We start from the raw sequence: 25,424 nt of genomic DNA, 5'->3' as shown, positions 1-25,424 counted from the left end.
GCGATGCCCGATGAGAACAAGCCCGTACTGGTCCTCGGCGCCACCGGAAAGCAAGGCGGCTCCGCGGCCCGGTACCTGCTGGAACGCGGCTGGACAGTCCGGGCCTTCGTCCGGGACCCCGGCGCGCCCAAGGCCAAGGAGCTGCGTGAGCTGGGGGCGAGCCTGCACACCGGCGACCTGGAGGACGCCGGCTCGGTGCGCGCCGCGATGAAGGGTGCGTACGGCGTGTTCAGCATCCAGACGCCGATGACACCGGCCGGCGTGGAGGGCGAGGAGCGGCAGGGCAAGATATGCGCCGACGCCGCCCGCGACCTCGGCGTCCAGCACTACGTCCACAGCTCGGTGGGCGGCGCGGAACGGCCGGAGGGCGTGAACTGGCGGCTGTCCAAGCTCGCGATCGAGCAGCGGATCCAGGAGAACGCGCTCCGGTTCACCTTCCTGCGGCCGTCGTACTTCATGGAGAACCTGAACCACGACATGTCGCCCCTCGTCATGGAGGACGGCGTGCTGACCTTCCGGAGGGGGCTCGGGCCGGCCAACACCCTGCAGATGATCAGCGGCCCCGACATCGGGTACTTCGCGGCCGACGCCTTCGACGACCCCGACACCTTCGGCGGCGCCAAGATCGAGCTGGCCGGGGACGAGCTGACCGGCGAGCAGATCGCGGCCGCGTTCGGCCGGCACACCGGGCTGCCCGCCCGCTTCGTGTCGGTGCCGATACCGGAGCTGCACCGCACGGGGTTCGAGTGGCAGGCGATCTCGTACACCTGGCTCAACGGCATCGGCTATCACGCCGACATCCCCACGCTGCGCGCCCGGTTCCCGCAGCTGCTCACCCTCGACCAGTGGCTGGCCAGGACCGGCTGGACCCCGAGGGACCCGGCATGAGCGAGGACACGATGACCCAGGAGCGGCCGTCCCTGACGGCACACGCCCGCCGGATCGCCGAACTCGCCGGGAAGCGGGCGGCCGACGCCGAACAGCAGCGCCGGCTGAGCCCCGACGTCGTCGACGCGGTCCTTCGGGCCGGTTTCGCCGCCCACTTCGTACCGGTGGCGCACGGCGGCCGGGCCGCGACGTTCGGGGAGCTGGTGGAGCCCGTCGCGGTGCTCGGCGAGGCCTGTGCCTCGACCGCCTGGTACGCCTCGCTCACGGCGAGCCTCGGCCGGATGGCCGCCTACCTGCCGGACGAGGGCCGGGCCGAGCTGTGGTCCGACGGCCCCGACGCCCTGATCGTCGGTGCCCTGATGCCGCTGGGCCGGGCCGAGAAGACCCCGGGCGGCTGGCACGTGTCGGGCACCTGGCCGTTCGTCAGCGTCGTGGATCACTCCGACTGGGCGCTGATCTGCGCCAAGGTCGGCGAGGAGCCCTGGTTCTTCGCGGTGCCGCGACAGGAGTACGGGATCGTCGACAGCTGGTACCCGATGGGTATGCGCGGAACGGGCAGCAACACGCTCGTCCTCGACGGGGTGTTCGTGCCGGATGCGCGGGCCTGCACCCGTGCGGCCATCGCGGCAGGTCTCGGTCCGGATGCCGAGGCGATCTGTCACACCGTGCCCATGCGGGCGGTCAACGGGCTGGCCTTCGCACTGCCGATGCTCGGCGCGGCCCGTGGGGCCGCGGCCGTGTGGACCTCGTGGACCGCCGGAAAACTGGCCGGGCCGACCGGCCAGAACGCCGTCTCGTCCCAGGACCGCGTGGTGTACGAGCACACGCTGGCCCGGGCCACGGGTGAGATCGACGCGGCCCAGCTGCTGTTGGAGCGGGTCGCGGCGGTCGCCGACGCCGGCTCGGCGACCGGCGTACTGGTCGGCCGCGGGGCGCGGGACTGCGCCCTGGCGGCGGAGCTGCTGACCGCCGCGACCGACCGGCTGTTCGCCTCGGCGGGCACCCGGGCACAGGCCCAGGACAGCCCGATGCAGCGCCTGTGGCGCGATGTGCACGCGGCGGGCAGCCATATCGGGCTGCAGTTCGGGCCCGGGGCGGCGCTGTACGCCGGAGAGCTGTTGAGGAGGAGCAACGATGGCTGAAGTGAACGATCCCCGGGTGGGCTTCGTCGCGGTCGTCACCTTCCCGGTGGACGGCCCCGCCACCCAGCACAAGCTGGTGGAGCTGGCCACCGGCGGGGTGCAGGAGTGGATCCGCGAGGTGCCCGGCTTCCTGTCGGCCACGTATCACGCGAGCACGGACGGGACCGCGGTCGTCAACTACGCCCAGTGGGAGAGCGAGCAGGCCTACCGGGAGAACTTCGGCGCCGACCCGCGCTCGGCGAAGCTGCGGGAGGCGCTGAGCTCGCTGCCCGGGCTCGTGGGGCCGCCGAAGGCCGTGTTCATGACTCCGCGGGGGGCGATCCTGCCGTCCTGACCCGGTCGTCCGCGGCCTCGCCGGCCCCGGCCAGCAGGCCGGCGATGATGATCTCGAGGCCGAGCTCGAACCGGCGGTCGGAGTCGAGCGAGGTGATCGGGCCGGCCAGGTGGACCAGGTTCGGGAAACTGGTGGCCGGCAGTGACTTCAGGTAGCCGTGGAGCTGGTCGGCGAACACGCCGGCCTGCTCCCGGCCCTGTTCCGTTCCGGGGTTGCGGGACGACTGCTCCAGGGCCTCCGCCGTGACGAAGGTCGACAGCAGGTCGCCCCCGTAGGCGGCGAGTTCGTCGTGCAGGCCCCCGGAGCGCAGCAGGTTCATGGTGCGCTCCATCCCCACCATCCCGTTGGGTCCCAGCGGCACCCGGTCGATCGCGATCCGTGCCAGGTCCCGGTGGGCCAGGAACATCCTCCGCAGCGACCGGCACATCTCCTTGACCTGCTCCGCCCAGCGGCCGGGTTCCGGTTCCGGGACCTCCACCTCGGTCAGCACGATGTCGAAGACGAGGTCGAGCAGCTCGTCCCGGTTCCCCACGTGCGCGTACAGCGAGGCGTGTCCGGTCTTCAGCTCCTGCGCGAGCCGCCGCATGCTCAGGGCGTCGAGTCCCTCGGCGTCGAGGATGCCGAGCGCCGTGACGACGATCCGGTCCTGGGTCAGGGGCATGCGCGGCGGCGCCTTCTTCGGCCGGCGCCACGGAGGCACGGGAATCTCCTCGGGCATGGGCCTCCCTTCCTCGCTTCGCGACACGTGCTCCTCATCGTATGGCATGAACGGGCCACCGTTTCTTGACGCGACCACCGTTCCATTGTAGAACGGTGGTCGTTCGTGGACCAATAGTCGAGGACCCGGGGGACGCCATGAGTTCCGTTGAAGCCGACGAGCCGGACAGGGCCACGGCCCCGCCGTCGGCGTTACTGCCCGAGGACGGCCCCGGACCGGACGGAACCGCGGCCGGACCCCCGCCCTACGCGCGCCGTTGGGCCGCGCTGGGAGTCATCCTCGGCGCCGAGATCATGGACCTGCTCGACGGCACGGTCATGAACGTGGCCGCGCCCGCCGTCCGCGCGGACCTGGGCGGCAGCCTCAGCGTCATCCAGTGGATCACCGTCGGGTACACGCTCGCGTTCGCCGTCCTGCTCGTGGTGGGCGGCCGGCTGGGCGACATCTACGGCCGCAAGCGCATGTTCGTCGTCGGCGCCGTCGGCTTCACCGCGGCCTCCGTGCTGTGCTCGGTGGCGGCCGGTCCCGAGATGCTCACCGCGGCACGCTTCCTTCAGGGCGGGCTCGGCGCGCTGATGATTCCGCAAGGGCTCGGTCTCATCAAGCAAATGTTCCCGCCCAAGGAGACGGCGGCGGCGTTCGGCGCGTTCGGACCCGCCATCGGGCTGGGCGCCGTGCTCGGCCCGATCGTCGCCGGGTTCCTGGTCGACGCCGACCTGTTCGGCACGGGCTGGCGGTCCGTCTTCCTGATCAATCTGCCGATCGGCGTGGCCGTGATCGTCGGCGCGGTCCTGCTGCTGCCCGAGGGCAAGGCGCCCGTGCGGCCGAAGTTCGACGTCGTCGGCATGGCGCTGGTGACGTCCGGGCTCACCCTGCTCATCTTCCCGCTCGTCCAGGGGCGCGAACGCGGCTGGCCCGCTTGGGCGTTCGTGCTGATGCTGGCCGGAGCGGCCGTGCTCGTCGGCTTCGTCGCCCACGAACTGCGGCAGGAGAGGCGCGGCGGCGCCACGCTCATCGAGCTCAGCCTGCTGCGCAGGTCCCGCTACGCCGCGGGACTGGCGGTGGCACTGGTGTTCTTCACCGGCGTCTCCGGAATGTCGCTGCTGCTCGCCCTGCACCTGCAGATCGGCCTGGGCTTCAGCCCCACCAGGGCCGCGCTGACCATGACGCCCTGGTCGGTGTTCCTCGTCGTCGGCGCGATCCTGACCGGGGCGGTGCTGGGATCGAAGTTCGGCCGCAAGGCCCTGCACGGCGGGCTCGTGGTGCTGGCGCTGGGCGTGCTGATCATGCTGTTGACGATCGGCGACCAGGCCGGCGGGCTGACCAGCTGGGAGCTCGTCCCCGGTATCGCCGTTGCCGGGCTCGGCATGGGCATCATGATCGGACTGCTCTTCGACATCGCCCTGGCCGACGTCGACAAGCAGGAGGCCGGTACCGCCTCCGGCGTCCTCACCGCGGTCCAGCAGCTCGGCTTCACCGTGGGCGTCGCGGTGCTCGGGACCCTGTTCTTCGGGCTGCTCGGCTCACAGGCCACGGCGAGCGTCGACGACGGCGCGAGCCGGGCCCGCACCGAACTCGCCGCCGCCGGGGCGAGCACGACCGAGCAGGACCGGCTCCTGGCCGACCTGCGGGTGTGCCTGCGGGAATCGGCGAGTCAGCAGGACTCCGAACGGACGCCGGACAGCTGCCGAAGCCTCCAGCAGGCCCGGCCGGCGGTGGCCGAGGCCATGGCGCGGGCCTGGCGGACGGCCCACACCGAGAACTTCAGCACCGCGATGGTCCGCACGCTCTGGGTGGTGATCGCACTGCTGGCGGTCTCCTTCGCGCTGGCCTTCCGGCTGCCGCCCAAGCCGCGTGAGGAAGAGGGCTTCTGATGACACGCACACTGCTGTCCTGGCCCGGCGGACGCCGGCTCAAGTGGCTGGTGCTCGCGGCCTGGATCGGTCTGCTGATCGTGCTCCAGCCGCTGGCCGGGAAGCTCGGCGACGTCGAGTCCAACGACGCCGCCGCCTGGCTCCCGGGCAATGCGGAGTCGACCGAAGTGCTCGAGCTGTCCGAGAAGTTCCAGCCGGCCGACACCAGCCCGACCGTGATCGTCTACGACCGCCCGTCCGGGATCACGGCTGCCGACGAGGCGAAGGCGCGGGCCGACGCCACGCACTTCGCGGACGGCACCGGTGTGGTGGGCGAGCCCTACGGCCCGGTGCGCTCGGACGACGGCAAGGCCCTGCGCACCGTCGTCAACGTCCACCTCGGCAAGGACGGCTGGGAGGGGCTCAACGCGGCCGCGAAGGACATGCGGGCGATCGCCCGGCCGAGCGCCCCGGACGGTCTCGGCGTCCACGTCACGGGTCCGACCGGTTACGCCGCCGATTCCGCAGAGTCCTTCAGCAGCGCCGACTTCAAGCTCACCCTGGTCACCCTCCTCATCGTCGTGACGATCCTCGTCGTCACCTATCGCAGTCCCTTGCTCTGGCTGCTGCCGATGATCTCCGCGGGCATGTCCCTGGTCATCTCGCAGGCCATCGTCTACCTGCTGGCCAAGAACGCGGGACTCACGGTCAACGCCCAGACGGCGATGATCCTCACGGTCCTGGTGCTCGGCGCGGCCACCGACTACGCGCTGTTGCTCGTCGCCCGCTACCGCGAGGAGCTGCGGCGGCACGAGGACCGGCACGAGGCCATGGCCGTGGCGCTGCGCCGGGCCGGTCCCGCCATCGTGGCCAGCGCCGCCACCGTCGCCGTCAGCATGCTCGTCCTGCTGCTGGCCGCTCTGAACTCCACCAAGGGTCTCGGCCCGGTCTGCGCCGTCGGCGTGCTGGTCGGTCTGCTGTCGATGATGACGTTGCTGCCCGCCCTGCTGGTGATCTTCGGACGCTGGGTCTTCTGGCCGGCCCGGCCGAAGCACGGTACGGAGCCCGACGTCACCCGGGGTCTGTGGTCGCGGATCGCCCGGCTGGTGTCCGGCCGTCCGCGTGCCGTCTGGGTCACCACCAGCCTGCTGCTGGGGGCGGTGGCCACGCTGGCCGTCACCCTGAACGCCGACGGCCTCCAGCAGAAGGACGGTTTCAAGACCAAGCCGGAGTCGGTGGTGGGCGAGGAGATCCTGACCCGGCACTTCCCGGCCGGCTCCGGTGAACCCATGGTCGTCATCGCCAAGGGCGCCTCGGCGGACCAGGTGCACGCAGCTCTGGAGACCGTGCCCGGCGTCATCGAGGTCGCACCACCACAGGTGAAGGACGGCCTCGCCTATGTCGAGGCGACGCTCGGCGCCGGGGCGGACTCGCCGGCGGCCATGAGTGCGGTCACCGCGGCCCGCGAGACACTCGCCCGGCTGGACGGTGCGCAGGCACGGGTGGGCGGCAGCAGCGCCGTCGTGCACGACATGCGGGAGGCGTCCAGCCGCGACCGCGGTCTGATCATTCCGGTGATCCTCGCCGTGGTGTTCTGCATCCTCGCGCTGCTGCTGCGAGCACTGGTGGCGCCGCTGCTGCTGATCGCGAGCGTGGTGCTGTCCTTCTTCACCGCGCTCGGCCTCGCCGCCCTCTTCTTCAACCACGTCTTCGACTTCGCGGGAGCCGATTCGGCCTTCCCCCTGTGGGTCTTCGTCTTCCTGGTCGCCCTGGGCGTCGACTACAACATCTTCCTCGTCACCCGGATCAAGGAGGAGAGCGACCGGCTCGGCACCCGGCAGGGCGCGCTCAAGGGCCTCACCTCGACCGGTGGCGTGATCACCGCGGCCGGGCTGGTGCTGGCCGGGACCTTCGCCGCGCTGGCCACGCTGCCGCTGGTCTTCATCGCCGAGCTCGGTTTCACGGTCGCGGTGGGCGTCCTGCTCGACACCATGATCGTGCGATCGGTCCTGGTCACCGCGCTCACTCTCGATGTCGGCCGGTGGATGTGGTGGCCGCACCGGCTCGCCCGGCGCGAGGACCCTTCCGAGGACCCAGCCGTATCAGGAATGCCAGATTCTATTGATTCGGAAGCCTCGACCACTGCCTCTCGGTAAAATCCAGCAAAAATTAATCAGTGCAGCTCGCTGCACTGATTAATTTTTGATCAATAGGAGATCGCTTGTGACGGCGAGCACATTGAAATCTGTTGAGTAGGCCTGTTATTGTCGCCCCCAGGAGACGGAGAATCTCGACGGGGGCGCAGATGAGATTCAACTTATTGGGACGTGTCCATGTAATCACCGATGCGGGATGTGTAATTCCGCTTAAATCCTCGAAGGCGACCCAGCTCCTGGTGCTGCTGCTCCTCAGGCGGCACGAGGTGGTGGGATCGGGGGTGCTCATCGAGGAGTTGTGGGCGGACGACCCGCCCCGCAGCGCCATGACGACGCTGCAGACGTACGTGTACCACACCCGCCGGCTGCTGGGGGAGCACCGGGTGACGAGCGACGACCGGGAATTGGTCCTGACCCAGCCGCCCGGCTACTTCGCCCTGATCGACGAGGACGAACTCGACGTCGCGGTCGCCGAGCGTCTGATCCGCACCGGCGGCCGGCTGCTCGAGGAGAACCGGCTCGAGGAGGCGCTCGCCTCGTTGGACGCGGGACTGGATCTCTGGCGAGGCCCGGCGCTGTCCACCGTACCGTGCGGCCGGGTGCTCGAAAGCAACATCGCGCACCTGGAAGAGCTGCGGCTTTTTGGAATGCAGCTCCGTATCGACGCGAATTGGCGGCTGGGCAGAATAGGGCCGATGATTCCGGAACTCCGGTCCCTGGTAATTTCGCATCCGCTGAACGAGACCCTGCACGCCAAACTGATGGGCGCGCTCTGTCAGATGGGCAGGCGCGCCGAGGCGCTGGAATCGTATCGGAATCTCCGGCGGATACTGTCCGACGAACTGGGGGTGGATCCGACGCCGGAAATCCAGCGTATGCACATGGAAATTCTCAACGGTGAGAAGGTGCTCGTGTAGCACCGGTCCGTGAACGCGGTGGAGCCCCTCGCAGCCTGCGAGGGGCTCCACCGCGTTCACGGACCGGCCGGCGTCAGTAGTTCCCCAGCCCGCCGCAGACGTTCAGCGCCTGCGCGGTGACCGCGGCCGCACCGGGCCCGATCAGGTACGCCACCATCTCCGCCACCTCGGACGGCTGCACGTACCGGCCGATCGGCACGCGCGCGGTGATCCGGTCGAAGGCCTCCTCGGTCGACACCTCCCAGATGTCCGAGTAGTGCTCGCGCACGGACGCGGCCATCGGCGTCTCGACGAATCCGGGGCAGACGGCGTTCACCGTGATGCCGGTCCTCGCCAGTTCGAGACCGAGCGCCTTGGTGAAGCCGACCACGCCGTGCTTCGAGGCGGAGTAGGGCGCGGCGTGCACCACACCCTGCTTTCCGCCGGTCGAGGCGATGTTGACGATTCGGCCCGTGCCCCGTTCGAGCATGCCGCCCGCCTTGAGGACCTGTTTGGTCACCCGGAACACGCCGGTGAGGTTGGTCTCCACGACATCGAGCCAGAGTTCGTCGGCGAGTTCGGCCGTGGCGCCGCCGCCGGGCCGGCCCGCGTTGTTCACCAGCACGTCGACCGGACCGTAACGCTCGACCACCGCCGCCACGAGAGCCTCGATCTCCGGGACCGAGCGGACGTCGCAGGTCCGCCCGTCCGCCTCCACGCCCGCCTCCCGCAACTCCTTCAGCGTCGTCCGCAGTCCTTCTTCGCCGCGCGCGCAGACGAACACGCGCAACCCCTCCTTACCGAGCCTGCGGGCGATCTCCAGCCCGATTCCGCTGGTCGCACCCGTCACCAGTGCGACTTCGGAGTCCTGCGTGGCCATGTGTTCCCCTCCCTGCCTCGTGGTCCCTCACGCGCTCAGCTTTGGGCGCCCGGCTCGAGCGGCGGTCGAAGGGAGATGGGGTGCCGCTGGACGCGGCGCCGGTGGATCCGGCATCGAGGGGTCCCGTATCGGCCTTCGAGCCTCCTTCGAGCCACGGGGCCGACGATGACGACGACCACCGGACGAACGCATCGAAGGAGCTGTTCGGATTGAAGCGCAGAGTCGTCATCACGGGCGTCGGCGTCCGCGCCCCCGGCGGGAACGGCACCCGGCAGTTCTGGGAACTGCTCACCTCGGGGCGGACGGCGACGCGCCGGATCTCGTTCTTCGACCCCTCGCCCTACCGTTCACAGGTCGCGGCGGAGGCCGACTTCGACCCGGTCGCCGAGGGCTTCGGCCCGCGGGAGCTCGACCGGATGGACCGGGCCTCGCAGTTCGCCGTGGCCTGTGCCCGGGAGGCGTTCGCCGCCAGCGGGCTCGACCCGGACACCCTCGACCCCGCCCGGGTCGGGGTCAGCCTCGGCAGCGCGGTGGCAGCGGCGACCAGCCTGGAGCGCGAGTATCTGCTGCTGTCGGACTCCGGCCGTGACTGGGAGGTCGACGCGGCCTGGCTGTCCCGGCACATGTTCGACTACCTGGTGCCCAGCGTCATGCCGGCCGAGGTCGCCTGGGCGGTCGGCGCCGAGGGCCCGGTCACGATGGTCTCCACCGGCTGCACCTCGGGCCTGGACTCCGTCGGCAACGCGGTCCGGGCGATCGAGGAGGGCAGCGCCGACGTGATGTTCGCGGGAGCCGCCGACACCCCGATCACCCCGATCGTCGTCGCCTGCTTCGACGCGATCCGCGCCACGACGGCGCGCAACGACGACCCGGAGCACGCCTCGCGGCCGTTCGACGGTACGCGCGACGGCTTCGTGCTGGCCGAAGGAGCCGCGATGTTCGTCCTGGAGGACTACGACAGCGCGCTGGCCCGCGGAGCCCGCATCCACGCCGAGATCTCGGGGTACGCGACGCGCTGCAACGCGTACCACATGACGGGCCTGAAGGCCGACGGCCGCGAGATGGCCGAGACCATCCGGGTCGCCCTCGACGAGTCCCGCACGGACGCGACGGACATCGACTACATCAACGCGCACGGCTCCGGCACCCGGCAGAACGACCGCCACGAGACAGCGGCGTACAAGCGCGCCCTCGGCGAACACGCCCGGCGCACTCCGGTCAGCTCGATCAAGTCGATGGTCGGCCACTCGCTGGGCGCGATCGGCTCGCTGGAGATCGCGGCCTGCGTACTCGCCCTCGAACACGGCGTGGTGCCCCCGACCGCCAACCTGCGCACCAGCGACCCCGAGTGCGATCTCGACTACGTTCCGCTGGAGGCCAGGGAGCGGAAGCTGCGGTCCGTACTCACCGTGGGCAGCGGCTTCGGCGGCTTCCAGAGCGCGATGGTGCTGCGCGACGCCGAGACCGCGGGGGCGGCCGCATGAGCGTCCTCATCACCGGAGTCGGCGTCGTCGCACCCAACGGCCTCGGCCTGGCGCCGTACTGGTCGGCGGTGCTGGACGGCCGCCACGGCCTCGGCCCGGTCACCCGCTTCGACGTGAGCCGGTACCCGGCGACCCTCGCCGGCCAGATCGACGACTTCCACGCGCCGGACCACATCCCGGGCCGGTTGCTGCCGCAGACGGACCCCTCCACACGGCTCGCGCTGACCGCCGCGGACTGGGCCCTCCAGGACGCGAAGGCGGACCCGGAGTCGCTGACCGACTACGACATGGGCGTGGTGACCGCCAACGCCTGCGGTGGGTTCGACTTCACCCACCGGGAGTTCCGCAAGCTGTGGTCCGAGGGCCCCAAGTCGGTCAGCGTGTACGAGTCCTTCGCCTGGTTCTACGCGGTGAACACCGGCCAGATCTCCATCCGGCACGGTATGCGCGGTCCGAGCAGTGCCCTGGTCGCCGAGCAGGCCGGGGGCCTGGACGCCCTGGGCCACGCCCGCCGTACGATCCGCCGCGGCACGCCGCTGGTGGTCTCCGGCGGGGTGGACTCGGCACTCGACCCGTGGGGCTGGGTCTCGCAGATCGCCAGTGGCCGGATCAGCACGGCCACCGATCCGGACCGGGCGTATCTGCCCTTCGACGAGCGGGCGGCCGGCTACGTTCCGGGCGAGGGCGGGGCCATCCTCGTCCTGGAGGACAGCGCCGCGGCCGAGGCCCGCGGCCGGCACGACGCGTACGGCGAACTCGCCGGCTGCGCCTCCACCTTCGACCCCGCCCCCGGATCCGGACGGCCCGCGGGCCTGGAACGCGCGATCCGGCTGGCGCTGAACGACGCCGGGACCGGTCCCGAGGACGTCGACGTCGTGTTCGCCGACGGCGCGGGCGTGCCCGAGCTGGACGCCGCCGAGGCCCGGGCGATCGGCCGGGTGTTCGGCCGCGAAGGGGTGCCCGTCACCGTCCCCAAGACGACGACGGGCCGCCTCTACTCCGGCGGCGGCCCGCTCGACGTGGTCACCGCCCTGATGTCCCTGCGCGAAGGGGTGATCGCGCCGACCGCGGGCGTGACGTCCGTACCCCGGGAGTACGGCATCGACCTGGTGCTCGGCGAACCCCGCAGCACGGCCCCGCGCACCGCACTGGTCCTGGCCAGGGGCCGCTGGGGCTTCAACTCGGCGGCGGTCCTGCGCCGTTTCGCACCGACCCCGTAACGACCCCGAGAACTGGAGAAAGCCATGGCAACCCTGCTGACCACCGACGATCTGCGCCGCGCCCTCGTGGAGTGCGCCGGTGAGACGGACGGGACGGACCTGTCCGGCGACTTCCTCGACCTCCGCTTCGAGGACATCGGGTACGACTCGCTCGCCCTGATGGAGACCGCGGCGCGACTCGAGAGCCGGTACGGCGTGTCCATACCCGACGACGTCGCCGGCCGCGTCGACACGCCGCGAGAGCTGCTCGACCTGATCAACGGCGCACTGGCCGAGGCGGCATGAGCCGGCCGGGAGAACACCGGGTGGTCCACACCCTGAGGACCCAGGCCCCGGCGCGGCGGCTCTACGAGCTGGTCGCACGCGTCGAAGACTGGCCGGCCGTCTTCGAACCCACCGTGCACGTACAGGTCCTGGAGCGCGGCCCGGGCACCGAACGCTTCCGGATCTGGGCGCGCGTGGGCGGCCGGGTGAAGACCTGGACGTCCCGCCGGACGCTGGATCCCGACACCCTGAGGGTGACGTTCCGCCAGGAGCTCACCCAGCCGCCCATCGCCTCGATGGGCGGGAGCTGGGAGTTCCGGGGCGACGGCGACGGCACCGAAGTCGTGCTGACCCACGACTTCGCCGCGGTCGACGAAGCCGCCCTGCCGGGACTGCGCGAGGCGCTGGACGCGAACAGCGGGAAGGAGCTGGCCGCGCTGGTCGCGCTGGCGGAGCGCCGGCAGCCGCCCGAGGAGCTGGTCTTCACGTTCGAGGACACGCTCCGGGTGCCGTCCGGGGACGACGCCTACGCCTTCATCGAGCGCAGCGACCTGTGGCAGGAACGGCTGCCGCACGTGCGGAAGGTGACGCTCACCGAGGAGGCGGCGGGTACCGGCCCCGCCGAGACGCGGGACATGACCGTCCAGGACATGACCATGGAGACGGTGACCACCGACGGCGGTACCCACACCACCCGTTCGATCCGGCTCTGCGTCCCCGCGAGGAGCATCGTGTACAAGCAGCTCGTCCCGCCCGCCCTGCTCTCCGGGCACTGCGGCGCCTGGCTCTTCGGCGAGGACACGGTCACCGCCCGCCACACCGTGGCGATCGACCCGGCCCGCGTGGAAGAGGTCCTGGGCAAAGGCGCGACCGTCGCGGACGCCCGTACCCATCTGCGCGAGGTGCTCGGTGCCAACAGCCGGGCCACGCTCCGCCACGCGGCGGCCGCCGCCGGGCCGGCGTCATGACGGTCGAGGTCCGTGAGGTCGCCGAGGGTGTCTACGCCTACGAGCAGGCCCCCGGCGGCTGGTGCGTCAGCAACGCGGGCATCGTGGTGGGCGGCGACGGCGCGCTCGTCGTCGACACGCTGTCGACGATCCCGAGGGCGCGGCGGCTGGCGGAGTGGGTCGACAAGCTCGCCGCGGGCCCCGGCCGTACCGTGGTCAACACCCACTTCCACGGCGACCACGCCTTCGGCAACCAGGTCTTCGCGCCGGGGACGCGGATCATCGCGCACGAGGACATGCGGTCCGCCATGGTGACGACCGGCCTGGCCCTCACCGGGCTCTGGCCGCGGGTCGACTGGGGCGAGATCGAGCTGAGGCCGCCGAACGTGACCTTCCGCGACCGGTTGACCCTGCACGTCGGCGAGCGACAGGTCGAACTGATCTGCGTCGGCCCCGCGCACACCGATCACGACGTGGTGGTCTGGCTGCCCGAGGAGCGGGTGCTGTTCGCGGGGGACGTCGTCATGTCGGGCGTCACCCCGTTCGCCCTCTTCGGTTCGGTGGCCGGCACGCTGGCCGCGCTCGACCGGCTGGCGGAGCTGGAGCCCGAGGTGGTCGTCGGCGGGCACGGCCCGGTGGCGGGACCCGAGGTGATCGACGCCAACCGGGACTATCTGCGCTGGGTCCAGCGCCTCGCCGCCGATGCGGTCGACCGCCGGCTGACACCGTTGCAGGCCGCGCGCCGGGCGGACCTCGGCGCCTTCGCCGGGCTGCTGGACGCGGAGCGCCTCGTCGCGAACCTGCACCGGGCCCACGAGGAGCTGCTGGGCGGGCACGTGCGTGACGCCATGGAGATCTTCGCGGAGCTGGTCGCCTACAACGGTGGGCAGCTGCCCACCTGCCTCGCCTAGGGAGTTCGAAGATGGCAGCCGACCAGGGAATGCTCCGGGACGCCATGGCCCGGGTGCCGGCCGGGGTGGCGCTCGTCACCGCCCATGACCGCGGGGGAGTCCCGCACGGTTTCACCGCCAGTTCGTTCGTGTCCGTCTCGATGGAGCCGCCACTGGCACTGGTCTGCCTGGCTCGTACGGCCAACTCCTTCCCGGTGTTCGACAGTTGCGGCGAGTTCGCGGTGAGCGTGCTGCGCGAGGACCACACGGACCTGGCCATGCGCTTCGCGCGCAAGTCCGCGGACAAGTTCGCGGGCGGGGAGTTCGTCCGTACCGCGCGGGGAGCGACCGTGCTCGACGGAGCGGTCGCGGTCGTCGAGTGCACGGTCCACGAGCGCTACCCGGCGGGCGACCACATCATCCTGCTCGGCGAGGTCCAGTCCGTGCACGTCGAGGAGAAGGGGGTACCGGCGGTCTACGTGGACCGCCGGTTCGCCGCCCTGTGCTCGGCGGCGGGTGCCTGCCCGTCCGCCACCGGGCGGGGCGTGCCCGCGCATGCCGGCTGAGGCCGGCCGGGAAGGCCGTCAGCGGCCCGTGGCACCGTCGATCAGCTCGCGGAGGATGTCGGCGTGGCCGGCGTGGCGGCCGGTCTCCTCCACCATGTGGGTGAGGGCCCAGCGGACACTGGGCGCGGGGCGGCCCGGTCGCGGCCGGGGGAGCGGTGCGCCGAGGTCGGTGCAGGCGTCGAGCACGCGGTTCGCCCGTTCGACGGCCTCCCGGTAGCGGGCGACGACGTCGGCGACGCCGTCCTGGGACGCGGCCCGGAACGTCGCCGGCCAGCTTCGCACCTCCTCCCCGAGGAAGACCGCGCGCTCGACGTGGGTCAGGTGGTTGAGCAGCCCGAGCAGGTTGGTGCCGGACGCCACCGCCGCCGTACGGACCTGCGGTTCGGGGGCGTCCTCGACCTTGCCGGCGATAGAGGTCCGCAGGTAGTCGAGGAACCCGCGCAGGGTCTCGGCCTCACCGCCGCCGGTTCGGGGCGGCGGGGTGTCCCGGCGGTGGGTGCGGGGGGTGGTGGGCATGGTGACCGGCCTCCGGAAGGTGTGGGGCGGGCGGGCCGCGGGCGCGGGGCCCGTCAGTCCGCGCGGCGGACGAGCAGGACGTGGTCGACGACCTCGGCGGTGCGCCCGCCCGGGCCGGTCGCGGTCCGGCGTGGCGCCTCGGCCCGTTCGACCCGCCACGTCGCCGGGTCCAGGGCGAGGTCCGCCGCGACCTCCTGCGGGGCCGGGTGGCGCGCGTCGGGGTCCTGGTCCCACGACCACGGCGCCGTCGAGCCGTGGTCGACGACCAGCAGCCGCCCGCCCGGGCGCAGCGCGTGCGCGGCCCCGCGCAGGACCGACGCGCGGTCCAGGTCGAAGGGCGTGTGGAGGTAGTGCGTGCTGACCAGGTCGAACCGGCCCTCGGGGAAGGAGTCGCGCAGGTCGTGCCGCACGGCGTCGACCAGGTCGCCGAGGCCGTGGGCCCGTGCGTGCCCCGCGAGCCGCTCGGTCGCGACCCCGGAGATGTCCACGGCCGTGACCCGCCATCCCCGCCGGGCGAGCCACAGCGCGTCGCCGCCGCTGCCGCACCCCAGGTCCAGGGCGTCGCCGGGCGGCAGGCCGGTGACCGTCTCGACCAGGCGGACGTTCGGGCGGGGCGCGTCGGGCGCCGGGCGGGCGGCGTACACGCCGTCCCAGAACGTGACCGCGTCGGTGGTGCTCATCGGAACTCCTTCAGTCGGTTCGGCCGGCGGCGGGCGACGAGTCGGGCAACGCGCCGCGAGCCGTCGATGCGACCAGTCTCGACACCCTCCGCCCGAACCGGCACGAAAACTTGCGGTTGTGGCAAGGTGGCCCGATGGACGCCGCAACGGACGACGTGCTCGACGCCGTGGGCCCACGCCTGCGCACGCTGCGCCGCGAGCGCGGCATCACCCTCGCCCACCTCTCGGCGGCGACCGGGGTGTCGGAGAGCACCCTGTCCCGGCTGGAGAGCGGGCAGCGCCGCGCGACCCTGGAGCTGCTGCTGCCGCTCGCCCGGATCTACGACGTCCCCCTGGACGACCTCGTCGGCGCCCCGCGCACGGGCGACCCCCGCATCCACCTGAAGCCGGTCAGGCGCTTCGGGATGGTCTTCGTGCCGCTGTCCCGGCGGCCGGGCGGCACCCAGGCCTTCAAAATGATCATCCCGAGCCGTCCGGCGCCGCTCGAACCGACCCCGCAGACCCACGAGGGGTCCGAGTGGCTGTACGTGCTCAGCGGCCGTCTGCGGTTGCTGGTCGGCGAGCGCGACCTGACGCTGTCGCCCGGTGAGGCGGCCGAGTTCGACACGTCGCTGCCGCACTGGCTGGGCAGCGCCGACGGCGGCGCGGTCGAACTCCTCGTCCTGTTCGGGCTGCAGGGCGTGCGGGCCCATGTGCACAGCGGCTGAGGGCTTCCTGCCCGACGATGTCGCCGAGCGGGTCGGCTGGGCGCGCGAGGCGGCCGAGGCGACGCCGGACCGGTCGGCGGAGTGCCCGCGCGACAGTCCTGAGGGGGCGTCGCGTCCGCGCGTCGCCCGGCGTCACGTCCGTGCGTCGCCTCGGCAGCCCGCCCGGTCCGTCGCCCGGCGTCACGCCCGGTCCGTCACCCGGCGGCAGGCCTCCACGTACCCGCGCACCAGTGCCCGCCCCTCGTCCTCGCGGCGCCGGGCCAGGGCGTAGCGGCTGGGGGACAGGCCGCGGACCGGGCGGGTGACCACTCCGCCCAGGGTGATCAGAGGGGCGTTGCCCGTGGCCACCAGGCAGATGCCGAGCCCGGCGACCAGGGCCTCGTACGTCTCCTCCGTGCCGGAGATCTCGGCGCCGACGCGCGGCGGACGGGCGGCGGGGCCGTCGAGTGCGCGCCGTTCGTCCAGCGCCAGCCAGAAGTCGCGCAGGACGCCCGCCTCCGGGGGCAGGGCGAGGAACGGCTCGCCGGCCAGGTCGGCGAAGTCGGTCTCCTCGCGGGCGGCGAGGGGGTGGCTGTCGGGGAGGGCGACCAGGCGGGGCTCCTCGGCGACCACCGTCCAGGCGTAGCGGTCGGCGTCGGGCAGCGGCAGCCAGACGTACGCGACGTCGGCCGTGCCGTCGGCCAGGCCCGCGGTCGGGTCCTCCCAGCTCATCTGCCGCAGCTGCAGGACCGCCTCCGGGTGGGCCGCGGTGAAGCGGGAGCGGATCGCCGGGAGCAGCCCGCCGCGGCCGGGGCTGGTGCTCATGCCGACGACGAGGGTGTCGCGCCGGGCCGCACGGGCCGCCTCCACCGCCGCCGCGCCCTCGGTCCAGTCGGCCAGCATCCGCCGGGCGTGCGGCAGCAGGGCCGTGCCCGCCTCGGTGAGGGTCACGCCCCGGGGGCCGCGGTGGAACAGCTCGGCGCCCAACTGCCGTTCCAGGGCCCGGATCTGCTTGCTCAGCGCGGGCTGTGACACGTACAGGAGTTCGGCCGCCCGCGTGAAGTGCAGCTCCTCGGCCACCGTCGCGAAGTAGCGCAGCTCCCGCACATGTACGTCCGTCGTCATGCCCATGGGTTATCACCGCGGGTCTTGGACCGGCAACCGGCTTGTGGACGAGGGTGGTTGGCGTCGGAACAAGGCGACAGAGGAAACCGAGGGAGTCGGGATGAACAAGGTGTGGCTGATCACCGGGGCGAGCAGCGGCTTCGGGCGGGCGATCGCCGAGGCGGCCCTGGCCGACGGCGACGTCGTGGTCGGCGCGGCTCGGCGCCCCGAGGCGCTGGACGACCTCGTGGCCGCGCACCCGGACCAGATGGAGGCGCTGCGCCTGGACGTCGCCGACACGGCCGCCGCCGGGGACGCCGTACGGGACGTGGTGGCGCGGCACGGCAGGGTGGACGTATTGGTCAACAACGCGGGCCGCACACACGTCGGTGCCCTCGAGGAGACCGGCGAGGACGAACTGCGGGCGCTGTTCGACGTGCACGTCTTCGGCCCGGCCGCGCTGACGCGCGCGGTACTGCCGTCCATGCGGGAGCGGCGTTCGGGCGCGATCGTGCAGATGAGCAGCATGGGCGGGCAGATGTCCTTCGCGGGCTTCTCCGCGTACAGCGGCACGAAGTTCGCCCTGGAGGGCATGTCCGAGGGGCTCGCGGACGAGGTCCGGGACTTCGGCATCAAGGTGCTGATCGTCGAGCCGGGCTCCTTCCGCACCGGCCTGTTCGAGGCCGGGAACGCCGGGATCAGCGCCGACAGCGGCGTGTACGCCAAGGTCGGCGAGACCCGCGGGATGATCGCCGCGGGCGACGGCAGCCAGCCCGGCGACCCCGCCAGGGCGGCCGCGGTCATCCGCGCGGCCCTCGCGGCCGAGCACACTCCGCTGCGCCTGCCGCTGGGCGACGACGGCGTCACCGCGGTCCTCGGCCACCTCGACCGGGTCCGCGAGGAGGTCGAGACCTGGGAGAAGCAGACCCGGGCCACGGCGTTCGACGACTGAGGGGCAGCGGGGTGTCGGTTCGGCACCTTCGGTGCCCGCACCCGACCGCACCCGACTGTGCCCGACTGCACCCGACCGTGCCCGATCGTGCCCGTGCCCATGCCCATGCCCATGCCCGTGCCCGTGCCCGCGTCCGTGCCGAACCAGGAGTCCGCCGTGCTCTCGTCCCTGAAGGCCGTCAACCTGCTGGTGATGTTCCTGCTGGAACTCGCGGTGTACACGGCGGTCGTGCTCTGGGGGGTCGCCGTCGGCGGCACATGGCCGGTCGAGGTGGCCCTGGGGGTGGGCGCGCCGGTCGTGATGATGGCGGCGTGGGCGCTGTTCGGGTCGCCGCGCGCCCGCCGTCCGGCGCGCGGGGCCGGGCGGTTCGTCCTGGAGGTGCTCTGGTTCGGTGCCGGTGCGGCCGCCCTGGCCGCCTCCGGGAGACCGTGGTGGGCGGCCGCCCTCGCCGGGGTCTGCCTGGTCAACGCGGTGCTCAGACGGTTGTGGAAGCAGTGACGCCCGGCGCGCCCGCGACCCGCGCACCGCCCCCCGCGCGGACCGCGCTTACGATGCGCGAGGCCGCACCCGTCGCCGCACCACCCTCTCGAACAGGAGCACGGTACTCGTGTCGATACCGCCACCGCCGGGGCCCCAAGGGCAGTACCCCCAGGGTCCGTACGCTCCGCAGTGGGGGCACCCCCTCGCGCCGTACCCCCGGCCGGCTCCCGTGAGCGGGCTCGCCGTCGCCGCGTTCATCCTCGGCGTCCTGTGCTTCCTGCCGGCAGTCGGACTGGTCCTCGGGCTGGTCGCGCTGGCCCGGATCCGCAGGCGGGGCGAACGCGGCAAGGGGTTCGCGGTGGCCGGCTGCGTGCTGGCCTCCGTGGGGCTGGCCCTGTGGACGCTGACGCTGTCGACGGGCGCCGCGGGCGACTTCTGGGACGGCTTCCGGGACGCCGCGCGCGGCGGGGGCACCGCCTACTCCCTGGAGAAGGGCCAGTGCTTCACCACCCCCAGCGGCTCCCTCCAAGGGGTGACGTACGACGTCGACGAGGTGCCCTGCGCGCGGGAGCACGACGGCGAGGTCTTCGCCTCCTTCGACCTGCCGGACGGTTCCTACCCGGGCGACGGGGAGATCACGCGGGCCGCCGACGACCGGTGCTACGCCCTCCAGGACGCCTACGCGATGGACCGGTGGGCACTGCCGACCGACGTCGACGTGTACTACCTGACCCCGACCGCCGCGAGCTGGCGGACCGGCGACCGCGAGATCACCTGCCTGTTCGGCAACACGGACGAGCGGGGCACGCTGACCGGCTCGCTGCGCAACGACGGCGCGCGGTTCGACGCGGACCAGCACACCTACCTGCTCGCGGAGGGCTACCTGAACCGGGCCATGGACGAGGTGCCCGCGGCGGAGGCGGTCGAGGACGACCTCGCGGGCTACCGGACCTGGGCCGGGCAGGTCTCGGAGGCGCTCAGGGGCGAGGTCGCGATGCTGGACGGGCACGAGTGGCCCGCCGGCGCCGAGCGCCCGGTCGCCGCGCTGACCGACGACCTGCGGTCGGCGCAGGAGGAGTGGGGCCTGGCGGCTAAGGCCGCCGACCTCGACGCGTACTACGAGCACTACGGCAAGGGCTACGACCTCGTCGTCGCCGACAGCACGGTCACCGCACGCAAGGCTCTGGGCCTGGCCACCACGCCGCCGGACTACGAGGGCGGCGAGGGCGGGGGAGACGACCCCGGCGTGGAGGTGTGACAGCGGCCATAGCGGGGAGAAAGTGCCTGCGTAAAGCCCTCGGGCGGCGCAAGTCATCACATCGAGTGATTCTTTGGCCTTTGCTTGCCTGGGCCAACCTACGGTTGCCACGCTGTTGCTGTCTGTACAACCTGATGGGAGCGGCCAGTGACATTCGGTGAGCAGCCGGCGTATCTGCGTGTCGCGGGTGATCTCCGCAAGAAGATCGCCGACGGCCTGCTGCCGCCCCATACCCGCCTCCCGTCCCAGGCGCGGATCCGCGAGGAGTACGGGGTCTCGGACACCGTCGCCCTGGAGGCCCGCAAGGTGCTGATGGCCGAGGGCCTGGTCGAGGGCCGCTCCGGTTCCGGCACCTACGTGCGCGAGCGGCCCGTCCCGCGGCGCGTCGCCCGCTCCGGATACCGGCCGGCCGGCGGGGCCACGCCCTTCCGCCAGGAGCAGGCCGACGGGGACGCACGCGGCACCTGGGAGTCGCGCAGCGAGCAGGCCGAGGCGAGCGGTGCCGTGGCCGAGCGGCTCGGGATCAAGCCCGGTGACCGGGTGATGTGCACGCGGTACGTCTTCCGGGAGGCCGGTGAGGCCGTCATGCTCTCCACCTCCTGGGAGCCGCTGGACCTGACCGGCCGCACCCCGGTGATGCTGCCCGAGGAGGGGCCGCTCGGCGGCATGGGTGTCGTGGAGCGGATGGCCGCCATCGACGTCGTCGTCGACAACGTCACCGAGGAGGTCGGCGCCCGTCCCGGCCTCGCCGAGGAGTTGCTCGCCCTGGGCGGCGTTCCGGGACACGTGGTGCTGGTCGTCCAGCGCACGTTCTACGCCTCGGGGCGTGCCGTGGAGACCGCCGACGTGGTCGTCCCGGCCGACCGCTACCGGGTGGCGTACCACCTGCCCGTCAGGTAGCCCGTCGGGCAGCCTCTCAAGCAGGGCCGTGGCCGGGAGTGTTCGGGGGCTCTGCCGCGATGCGGGGCGGCGGGGTGAGACGGCGGGGCGGGACGGCGGTGTGAGATGGCGCACGCCAGTCGTGCGCCTCCCGTGTCCCGTTCCCCCGCTCACGCATCCGCCGGGGCCCGCGGCGTCGTTCGCCCGGCGCCGGAATCCGGTCGTTCCCCCAGGTCGCTTCCCCGCTGCCCGGCACGCCTGTGACCGGAGGCATCGGTGTGTGGAGACGGCGCGTTCCGCGTCGTGCGCCCCCTGCGTTCTGGCTGGTTGCGTACCTCTTTGTGCAAAGCCGTGTTCGCTCCGTGAAGGTTGGGCGTAGGCTCGGGCATATGCGGATTGCGGTTTCCTTGGCGGGCGGGGCGCGGCGGGTGCCGCGGGCGGCGGGAACGGGAAGCGGAGGGGCGCGATGAACGACAGCACGGTCACTCTTCCCTGGCTGGTCTTCCGGCAGGACGACAACGGCAATCGCTATCGCGTGGGCAGGTACGCCACCCGGGCGGAGGCCCAGGAGATCGCGGACACCCTCGACGGTCGCGGCCACAAGCAGCTCTACTGGGTCGAGAAACTCGCCGCGCCCGGCGCGGGCGCGGGGGACTGACCCACCGCGGACTGACCCACCGCGGACCGGCTCACCGCGGACCGGCTCACCGCGGACCCGCCCGGCCGGGCAGGCCGTAGGCTCCGGCGCATGACGGAACGGATCGTGGTGGGCGCCGCCCTGCTCGACGGCGGGCGCCTGCTCGCCGCGCGCCGCAGCGCACCCGCCGAACTGGCCGGACGGTGGGAGCTGCCCGGCGGCAAGGTCGAGCCGGGCGAGACGCCCGAGGCGGCGCTCGTACGCGAACTGCGCGAGGAACTCGGGGTGGCGGCCGAGGCCGGTGGGCGCGTCCCCGGGCAGTGGCCCTTGCGGGCCCCCTTCGTCCTCCAGGTGTGGACCGCCCGCCTGCGCCCCGGCTCCGCGGCCCCCGCGCCACTGGAGGACCACGACGAGCTGCGCTGGCTGACCCCCGGCCAGATCTGGGACGTGCCCTGGCTCGACCAGGACGTACCGGCCGTCGAGCGGGTGCTCGCACACCTGGGACTCGAGGCGGGCACCGGGAGGAACGGTACCGGGCCCGGATAAAGGGTATGTGCCCATTAACCCCATGAAAACGGGCATCGATGGGGTCGTCGGCCGGGGAAGTGATCGGCGTGAAGGACGGCGAGGGCGACTGTGCCGAGTGGGTCTTTCCCGCGGCGCCGGACGCCGTGCGCACCGCCCGCTCCCTGGTCCGCCGCACCCTGGGCGAGTGGCGGCTCGACAGTGTCGGGGACATCGCCGCCCTGCTGGTCAGCGAGCTGGTCACCAACGCCCTGCGGCACGCGACCGGCCCCATCGGCGTCCGCCTGGTGCGCGGCCCCGCCCCGGCCGCCCCGGCCGCCCCAGCCGCCGGAGGCGCCGGAGGCGACGGTGTCCTGCTGGTGGAGGTCTCCGACCCGCTGCCGGACCCGCCCCGCGAGCGCGTCGCCCGCCCCGACGACGAGGACGGCCGGGGTCTGCAGTTGGTGGCCTCCGCCGCACGGCGCTGGGGCACCCGTCCCGGGGAGGCGGGCAAGACCGTGTGGTTCGAACTCGCCCTGCCGCGCTAGCGCGACGGTCCCGTGACGCACGGTCGCCGGCGCATCGGCCGACGCTCCGAATGCCCCGGTATCGCCCCTGGTCCGGGTCGCCAACCGGTTCAGGCCAGTGGCAGTTGTGGAACTGCGTGATTCGATGCCGTGTCCGCTGGTTAGAAGACTGGAAGTGTTGTCGCGGTCCGGACCGAAAACCATCGGGACCGTGCTGTGATCGTGAACACCGTGTCGTGCGGCGCCGTAGTGCTGGATACTGCGGGCAGCCGCCTCCGGTGACCGGTGCCGGATGCGGTGAGCTGGAGGGGACGGTTCGCGTGAGCGAGATACCAGCGAGGGCCAAGGAGCCCACGGAGTCCACGGAGTCCGGGGGCCCGTCGGCAGACGCGCCACTCGGTGACGCGGTGTGGCAGAGCAGCCCGCCCGGCTCCATCTACGACTACATCAAGGTCGCCTCCTTCTCCATCGGCCCCGACGGACTCGTCGACCAGTGGAGCCTGCGTGCGGAGCAACTGCTCGGCATCCGGGCCGAGGACGCCGTGGGCAGCGACCCCATCGAGGCCTTCATCGACCCCGACCTGCGGGAGCGCGGCCAGCGCAAGATGACCGAGATCCTCGACGGCCGGGAATGGACCGGAGTGGTCCCCTTCCGGGCACCGGACGAGGCCGAGGGGACGGCGCGGCACGCGAGCGGCCGGCCCACCGACGGCGCGCCCACCGGCGGCCGGCCCGGACAGCGCGGACTCGCCGAGGTGTACGTCATGCCGACGCGCACGGAGGACGGGGAGAAGGCCGCCGTCTGCATCGTCGTCGACGTCCGTGTCCTGCGCAGCATCGAGACGGATCTCGCCGCGTCGCAGGCCATTTTCGGCCAGTCTCCGTTCGGGTTCCTGCTCATCGACCCCGACCTGACGGTGCGCCGCGCCAACCAGCGGTTCGCCTCCATCTTCGGCGGCACCCCCGACGACCACCGCGGCAAGGGCGTCCACGACTACCTGCCGCGCGCCGAGGCCGACCGGGTCTGCGCGACCCTGCGCCGGGTCCTGGAGACCGGCGACTCCATCACGGACATGCACGTCACGGGCTTCGTGCCGGGCTCGGAGGAGCGCCGCCACTGGTCCGTCAACCTCTACCGCGTGCACAGCGGTTCCGGCCGGCCCATCGGCGTCGCCTGGCTCGGCACCGACATCACCGCCCGCCGCCAGGCCGCCCGCGAGGCCGCCAACGCCCGGCGCAACCTCGCCCTCCTCAACGAGGCCGGCGCCCGCATCGGCAACTCCCTCGACCTGGAGACCACCGCCCGCGAACTCCTCGACGTCGTCGTCCCCGGCTTCTGCGACCTGGCCACCGTCGACCTCTACCAGGGCCTGCTGGTCGGCGACGAGACCCCGCCGGGACTCGCCGACGGCAGCGCGGAACTGCGCCGCGTCGCCTTCTCCAGTGCCGTCTCCGACGCCCCGTTCCTGGGCACCGGCGAGCGGGTCAAGCTCGGCGCCGTCCACCACTACCCGTTCAACTCGCCCTGCGCCGACGCCCTGCGCACCGCGCGGCCGCGCAGCGTCCCCGCCGAGGACGGCGGTCTGGTGCAGTCCACGCTCGCCGTGCCGATGGTCGCCCACGACACGGTCGTCGGACTCGTCCAGTTCGCCCGTACCAAGGGCAGCGAGCCGTTCGGCGACCGCGACCGCGACCTCGCCGTGGAACTGGCCGCGCGCGCCGCCGTCTGCATCGACAACGCCCGGCTCTACCGGCGCGAGCACGAACGCGCGCTGATACTGCAACGCTCCCTGCTCCCGCCCGGCGACCCGGAGGCCTCCGGACTCGACATCGCCTGCCGCTACCTGCCCGGCGAGGCGGCCACCGGCCGGGCCAGCGAGGTCGGCGGCGACTGGTTCGACGTGATCGAACTCCCCGGGCACCGCACCGCGCTGGTCGTCGGCGACGTCATGGGCCGCGGTCTGCGAGCCGCCGTCGCGATGGGCGAACTGCGCACCGCCGTACGCACCCTGGCCCAGCTCGACATCGAACCGGCCGAGGTGCTCTCCCAGCTGGACGAGATCGCGCGCGGCCTCGGCGCTCCCGGGGGCGTCCAGCAGGCCACCCGGGCCGCCCGCCGCCCCCGCGAGGCCGACCTGTCCGAGGTCTACCTGGCAACCTGCGTGTACGCCGTCTACGACTCGGTGACCAGGCGCTGCACCTTCGCCAACGCGGGCCACCTGCCGCCCGTCCTGGTCGAGCCCGGCGAGTCCGCGCTGATGCTGGACGTGCCGCCCGGGCTGCCGCTCGGCGTTGGCGGGGAGCCCTTCGAGGAGGTGGAGGTCGAACTGCCCGAGGGCGCCCTGCTCGCCCTCTACACCGACGGCCTGGTCGAGAGCCGCGACCACCCCCTCGACGAGGGCCTCCAGGCCTTCGTGGGCGCCCTCACGGACCCCACCCAGCCCCTGGAGGACGTCTGCGACCAGGTCCTCAACACCCTCGACAGCCACCACGGCGAGGACGACATCGCGCTGCTGATGGCCCGCGTCCAGGGCCTGCCCGCCGACAGCGTCGGCGACTGGACCCTGCCGCGCGAGCCGCGCAGCGTCGGCCGGGCCCGCGAGTACGCCCGCGCCCAGCTGCTGGCCTGGGACATGGAGCCGCTGGTCGACACCACCGAACTGCTCGTCAGCGAGCTGGTCACCAACGCGCTCAGGTACGGCGAGGGCGAGATCAGGCTCCGCCTCCTGCTCGACCGCACCCTGGTGTGCGAGGTGTGGGACTCCGGCCTGGTCCAGCCGCGTCGCCGCCGCGCCCGGGACACCGACGAGGGCGGCCGCGGTCTGCAACTGGTCGGCCTGCTCAGCGCGGCCTGGGGCTCTCGCCGTACGCCGCGCGGCAAGACGGTCTGGTTCGAACTGCCCCTGCCGGGCGCCGACACCCAGCTCACGGACCCCGCGGAGGCCTTGCTGAGCCTGTTCTGA

At 72.5% G+C, this 25,424-nt stretch carries 26 protein-coding genes; 21 read left to right on the top strand and 5 right to left on the bottom strand.

The features are described from left to right. Positions 1-3 precede the first annotated feature (3 nt). From R2E43_RS13150 to R2E43_RS13140, 3 genes are read left to right on the top strand one after another with little or no spacing between them, the layout of a single operon-like run. Complete coding sequence (locus R2E43_RS13150) at positions 4-888, top strand: NmrA/HSCARG family protein (RefSeq protein WP_011030042.1); 885 nt, start codon at positions 4-6, stop codon at positions 886-888. Then, positions 885-2,030 carry an actinorhodin polyketide dimerase ActVA gene (actVA, locus tag R2E43_RS13145; RefSeq protein ID WP_078653300.1) on the top strand — a complete coding sequence of 382 codons (1,146 nt, stop codon included), beginning with the start codon at positions 885-887 and terminating at the stop codon, positions 2,028-2,030. Before R2E43_RS13150 ends, actVA begins: the two co-directional genes overlap by 4 nt. Further along, positions 2,023-2,364, top strand: a complete 342-nt coding sequence (locus R2E43_RS13140; protein ID WP_329431033.1) for an antibiotic biosynthesis monooxygenase — start codon at positions 2,023-2,025, stop codon at positions 2,362-2,364. The genes actVA and R2E43_RS13140 overlap by 8 nt, the downstream gene beginning before the upstream one ends. On the opposite strand, the gene actII is transcribed toward R2E43_RS13140, so the two are convergent. Beyond that, positions 2,330-3,109: a TetR family transcriptional regulator ActII gene (gene actII, locus R2E43_RS13135; RefSeq protein ID WP_319128373.1), complete on the bottom strand. Its 780-nt coding sequence runs from the start codon at positions 3,107-3,109 to the stop codon at positions 2,330-2,332. The genes R2E43_RS13140 and actII overlap by 35 nt on opposite strands. Before the next feature lie 110 nt (positions 3,110-3,219). Here actII and R2E43_RS13130 point away from each other — a divergent pair, with 110 nt between their 5' ends. From R2E43_RS13130 to R2E43_RS13120, 3 genes are all read left to right on the top strand, one after another. Beyond that, positions 3,220-4,956 (top strand): MFS transporter, encoded by a 1,737-nt coding sequence (locus R2E43_RS13130; protein ID WP_030869557.1) that lies wholly within the window; start codon positions 3,220-3,222, stop codon positions 4,954-4,956. Further along, positions 4,956-7,091 (top strand): MMPL family transporter, encoded by a 2,136-nt coding sequence (locus R2E43_RS13125; protein WP_332056224.1) that lies wholly within the window; start codon positions 4,956-4,958, stop codon positions 7,089-7,091. Before R2E43_RS13130 ends, R2E43_RS13125 begins: the two co-directional genes overlap by 1 nt. Before the next feature lie 149 nt (positions 7,092-7,240). Next, positions 7,241-8,008: an AfsR/SARP family transcriptional regulator gene (locus R2E43_RS13120; protein ID WP_030869552.1), complete on the top strand. Its 768-nt coding sequence runs from the start codon at positions 7,241-7,243 to the stop codon at positions 8,006-8,008. A 73-nt stretch (positions 8,009-8,081) separates the two neighbouring features. Here R2E43_RS13120 and R2E43_RS13115 read toward each other — a convergent pair whose 3' ends face one another. Further along, positions 8,082-8,867 (bottom strand): 3-oxoacyl-ACP reductase, encoded by a 786-nt coding sequence (locus tag R2E43_RS13115; protein WP_003973892.1) that lies wholly within the window; start codon positions 8,865-8,867, stop codon positions 8,082-8,084. Positions 8,868-8,947: 80 nt separating this feature from the next. On the opposite strand from R2E43_RS13115, the gene R2E43_RS13110 reads away from it, so the two are divergent. Genes R2E43_RS13110 through actVB form a run of 6 tightly spaced genes read left to right on the top strand, consistent with a single transcriptional unit; the run spans position 8,948 to position 14,238 of the window. Then, positions 8,948-10,351, top strand: a complete 1,404-nt coding sequence (locus tag R2E43_RS13110; RefSeq protein WP_003973891.1) for a beta-ketoacyl-[acyl-carrier-protein] synthase family protein — start codon at positions 8,948-8,950, stop codon at positions 10,349-10,351. Further along, positions 10,348-11,571, top strand: a complete 1,224-nt coding sequence (locus R2E43_RS13105; protein WP_011030048.1) for a ketosynthase chain-length factor — start codon at positions 10,348-10,350, stop codon at positions 11,569-11,571. The genes R2E43_RS13110 and R2E43_RS13105 overlap by 4 nt, the downstream gene beginning before the upstream one ends. Before the next feature lie 24 nt (positions 11,572-11,595). Continuing rightward, positions 11,596-11,856, top strand: a complete 261-nt coding sequence (locus R2E43_RS13100; RefSeq protein WP_003973889.1) for an acyl carrier protein — start codon at positions 11,596-11,598, stop codon at positions 11,854-11,856. After that, a complete protein-coding gene (locus tag R2E43_RS13095; protein ID WP_003973888.1) occupies positions 11,853-12,803 on the top strand; it encodes an aromatase/cyclase in 951 nt (316 codons plus the stop codon). Before R2E43_RS13100 ends, R2E43_RS13095 begins: the two co-directional genes overlap by 4 nt. Further along, on the top strand, positions 12,800-13,693 hold the full coding sequence (locus R2E43_RS13090) for an MBL fold metallo-hydrolase (RefSeq protein WP_003973887.1): 894 nt from the start codon (positions 12,800-12,802) through the stop codon (positions 13,691-13,693). Before R2E43_RS13095 ends, R2E43_RS13090 begins: the two co-directional genes overlap by 4 nt. A gap of 11 nt (positions 13,694-13,704) precedes the next feature. Further along, positions 13,705-14,238 (top strand): actinorhodin polyketide dimerase ActVB, encoded by a 534-nt coding sequence (gene actVB, locus R2E43_RS13085; RefSeq protein ID WP_003973886.1) that lies wholly within the window; start codon positions 13,705-13,707, stop codon positions 14,236-14,238. An 18-nt stretch (positions 14,239-14,256) separates the two neighbouring features. On the opposite strand, the gene R2E43_RS13080 is transcribed toward actVB, so the two are convergent. Both R2E43_RS13080 and R2E43_RS13075 read right to left on the bottom strand, forming a co-directional pair. Beyond that, on the bottom strand, positions 14,257-14,754 hold the full coding sequence (locus tag R2E43_RS13080; RefSeq protein ID WP_011030051.1) for a DinB family protein: 498 nt from the start codon (positions 14,752-14,754) through the stop codon (positions 14,257-14,259). Between the two features lie 53 nt (positions 14,755-14,807). Then, positions 14,808-15,434 carry an SAM-dependent methyltransferase gene (locus R2E43_RS13075; protein WP_030869545.1) on the bottom strand — a complete coding sequence of 209 codons (627 nt, stop codon included), beginning with the start codon at positions 15,432-15,434 and terminating at the stop codon, positions 14,808-14,810. A gap of 134 nt (positions 15,435-15,568) precedes the next feature. On the opposite strand from R2E43_RS13075, the gene R2E43_RS13070 reads away from it, so the two are divergent. After that, entirely contained in the window at positions 15,569-16,141 is a 573-nt protein-coding gene (locus tag R2E43_RS13070) for a helix-turn-helix domain-containing protein (protein WP_011030053.1), read from the top strand. 180 nt (positions 16,142-16,321) lie between these two features. Here the strand turns inward: R2E43_RS13070 and R2E43_RS13065 are convergent, their stop codons facing one another. Further along, positions 16,322-17,251, bottom strand: a complete 930-nt coding sequence (locus R2E43_RS13065) for a LysR family transcriptional regulator (protein WP_030869542.1) — start codon at positions 17,249-17,251, stop codon at positions 16,322-16,324. 94 nt (positions 17,252-17,345) lie between these two features. Between R2E43_RS13065 and R2E43_RS13060 the strand changes: the two genes are divergently transcribed. The 8 genes from R2E43_RS13060 to R2E43_RS13025 all read left to right on the top strand — a co-directional run bounded on the left by R2E43_RS13060 (position 17,346) and on the right by R2E43_RS13025 (position 25,424). Beyond that, positions 17,346-18,176: an oxidoreductase gene (locus tag R2E43_RS13060; protein ID WP_011030055.1), complete on the top strand. Its 831-nt coding sequence runs from the start codon at positions 17,346-17,348 to the stop codon at positions 18,174-18,176. Between the two features lie 99 nt (positions 18,177-18,275). Continuing rightward, positions 18,276-18,674, top strand: coding sequence for a YrdB family protein (locus R2E43_RS13055; RefSeq protein WP_234328685.1), 399 nt, complete (start codon positions 18,276-18,278; stop codon positions 18,672-18,674). A 109-nt stretch (positions 18,675-18,783) separates the two neighbouring features. Continuing rightward, a complete protein-coding gene (locus R2E43_RS13050; protein ID WP_408649111.1) occupies positions 18,784-19,914 on the top strand; it encodes a DUF4190 domain-containing protein in 1,131 nt (376 codons plus the stop codon). 147 nt (positions 19,915-20,061) lie between these two features. Then, positions 20,062-20,814, top strand: a complete 753-nt coding sequence (locus tag R2E43_RS13045; RefSeq protein ID WP_003973878.1) for a GntR family transcriptional regulator — start codon at positions 20,062-20,064, stop codon at positions 20,812-20,814. A 445-nt stretch (positions 20,815-21,259) separates the two neighbouring features. Further along, positions 21,260-21,451, top strand: a complete 192-nt coding sequence (locus R2E43_RS13040) for an SPOR domain-containing protein (RefSeq protein WP_332056222.1) — start codon at positions 21,260-21,262, stop codon at positions 21,449-21,451. Positions 21,452-21,541: 90 nt separating this feature from the next. Then, positions 21,542-21,976, top strand: a complete 435-nt coding sequence (locus R2E43_RS13035) for a (deoxy)nucleoside triphosphate pyrophosphohydrolase (protein ID WP_003973876.1) — start codon at positions 21,542-21,544, stop codon at positions 21,974-21,976. Between the two features lie 38 nt (positions 21,977-22,014). After that, positions 22,015-22,482: an ATP-binding protein gene (locus tag R2E43_RS13030; RefSeq protein WP_332056221.1), complete on the top strand. Its 468-nt coding sequence runs from the start codon at positions 22,015-22,017 to the stop codon at positions 22,480-22,482. Between the two features lie 299 nt (positions 22,483-22,781). Further along, a complete protein-coding gene (locus R2E43_RS13025; protein WP_016327195.1) occupies positions 22,782-25,424 on the top strand; it encodes a SpoIIE family protein phosphatase in 2,643 nt (880 codons plus the stop codon).

Source organism: Streptomyces violaceoruber (assembly GCF_033406955.1).
Classification (GTDB): domain Bacteria; phylum Actinomycetota; class Actinomycetes; order Streptomycetales; family Streptomycetaceae; genus Streptomyces; species Streptomyces violaceoruber.
Note: the sequence above shows the minus strand (reverse complement) of the source record. Positions and strands in the feature narration are given on the sequence as shown.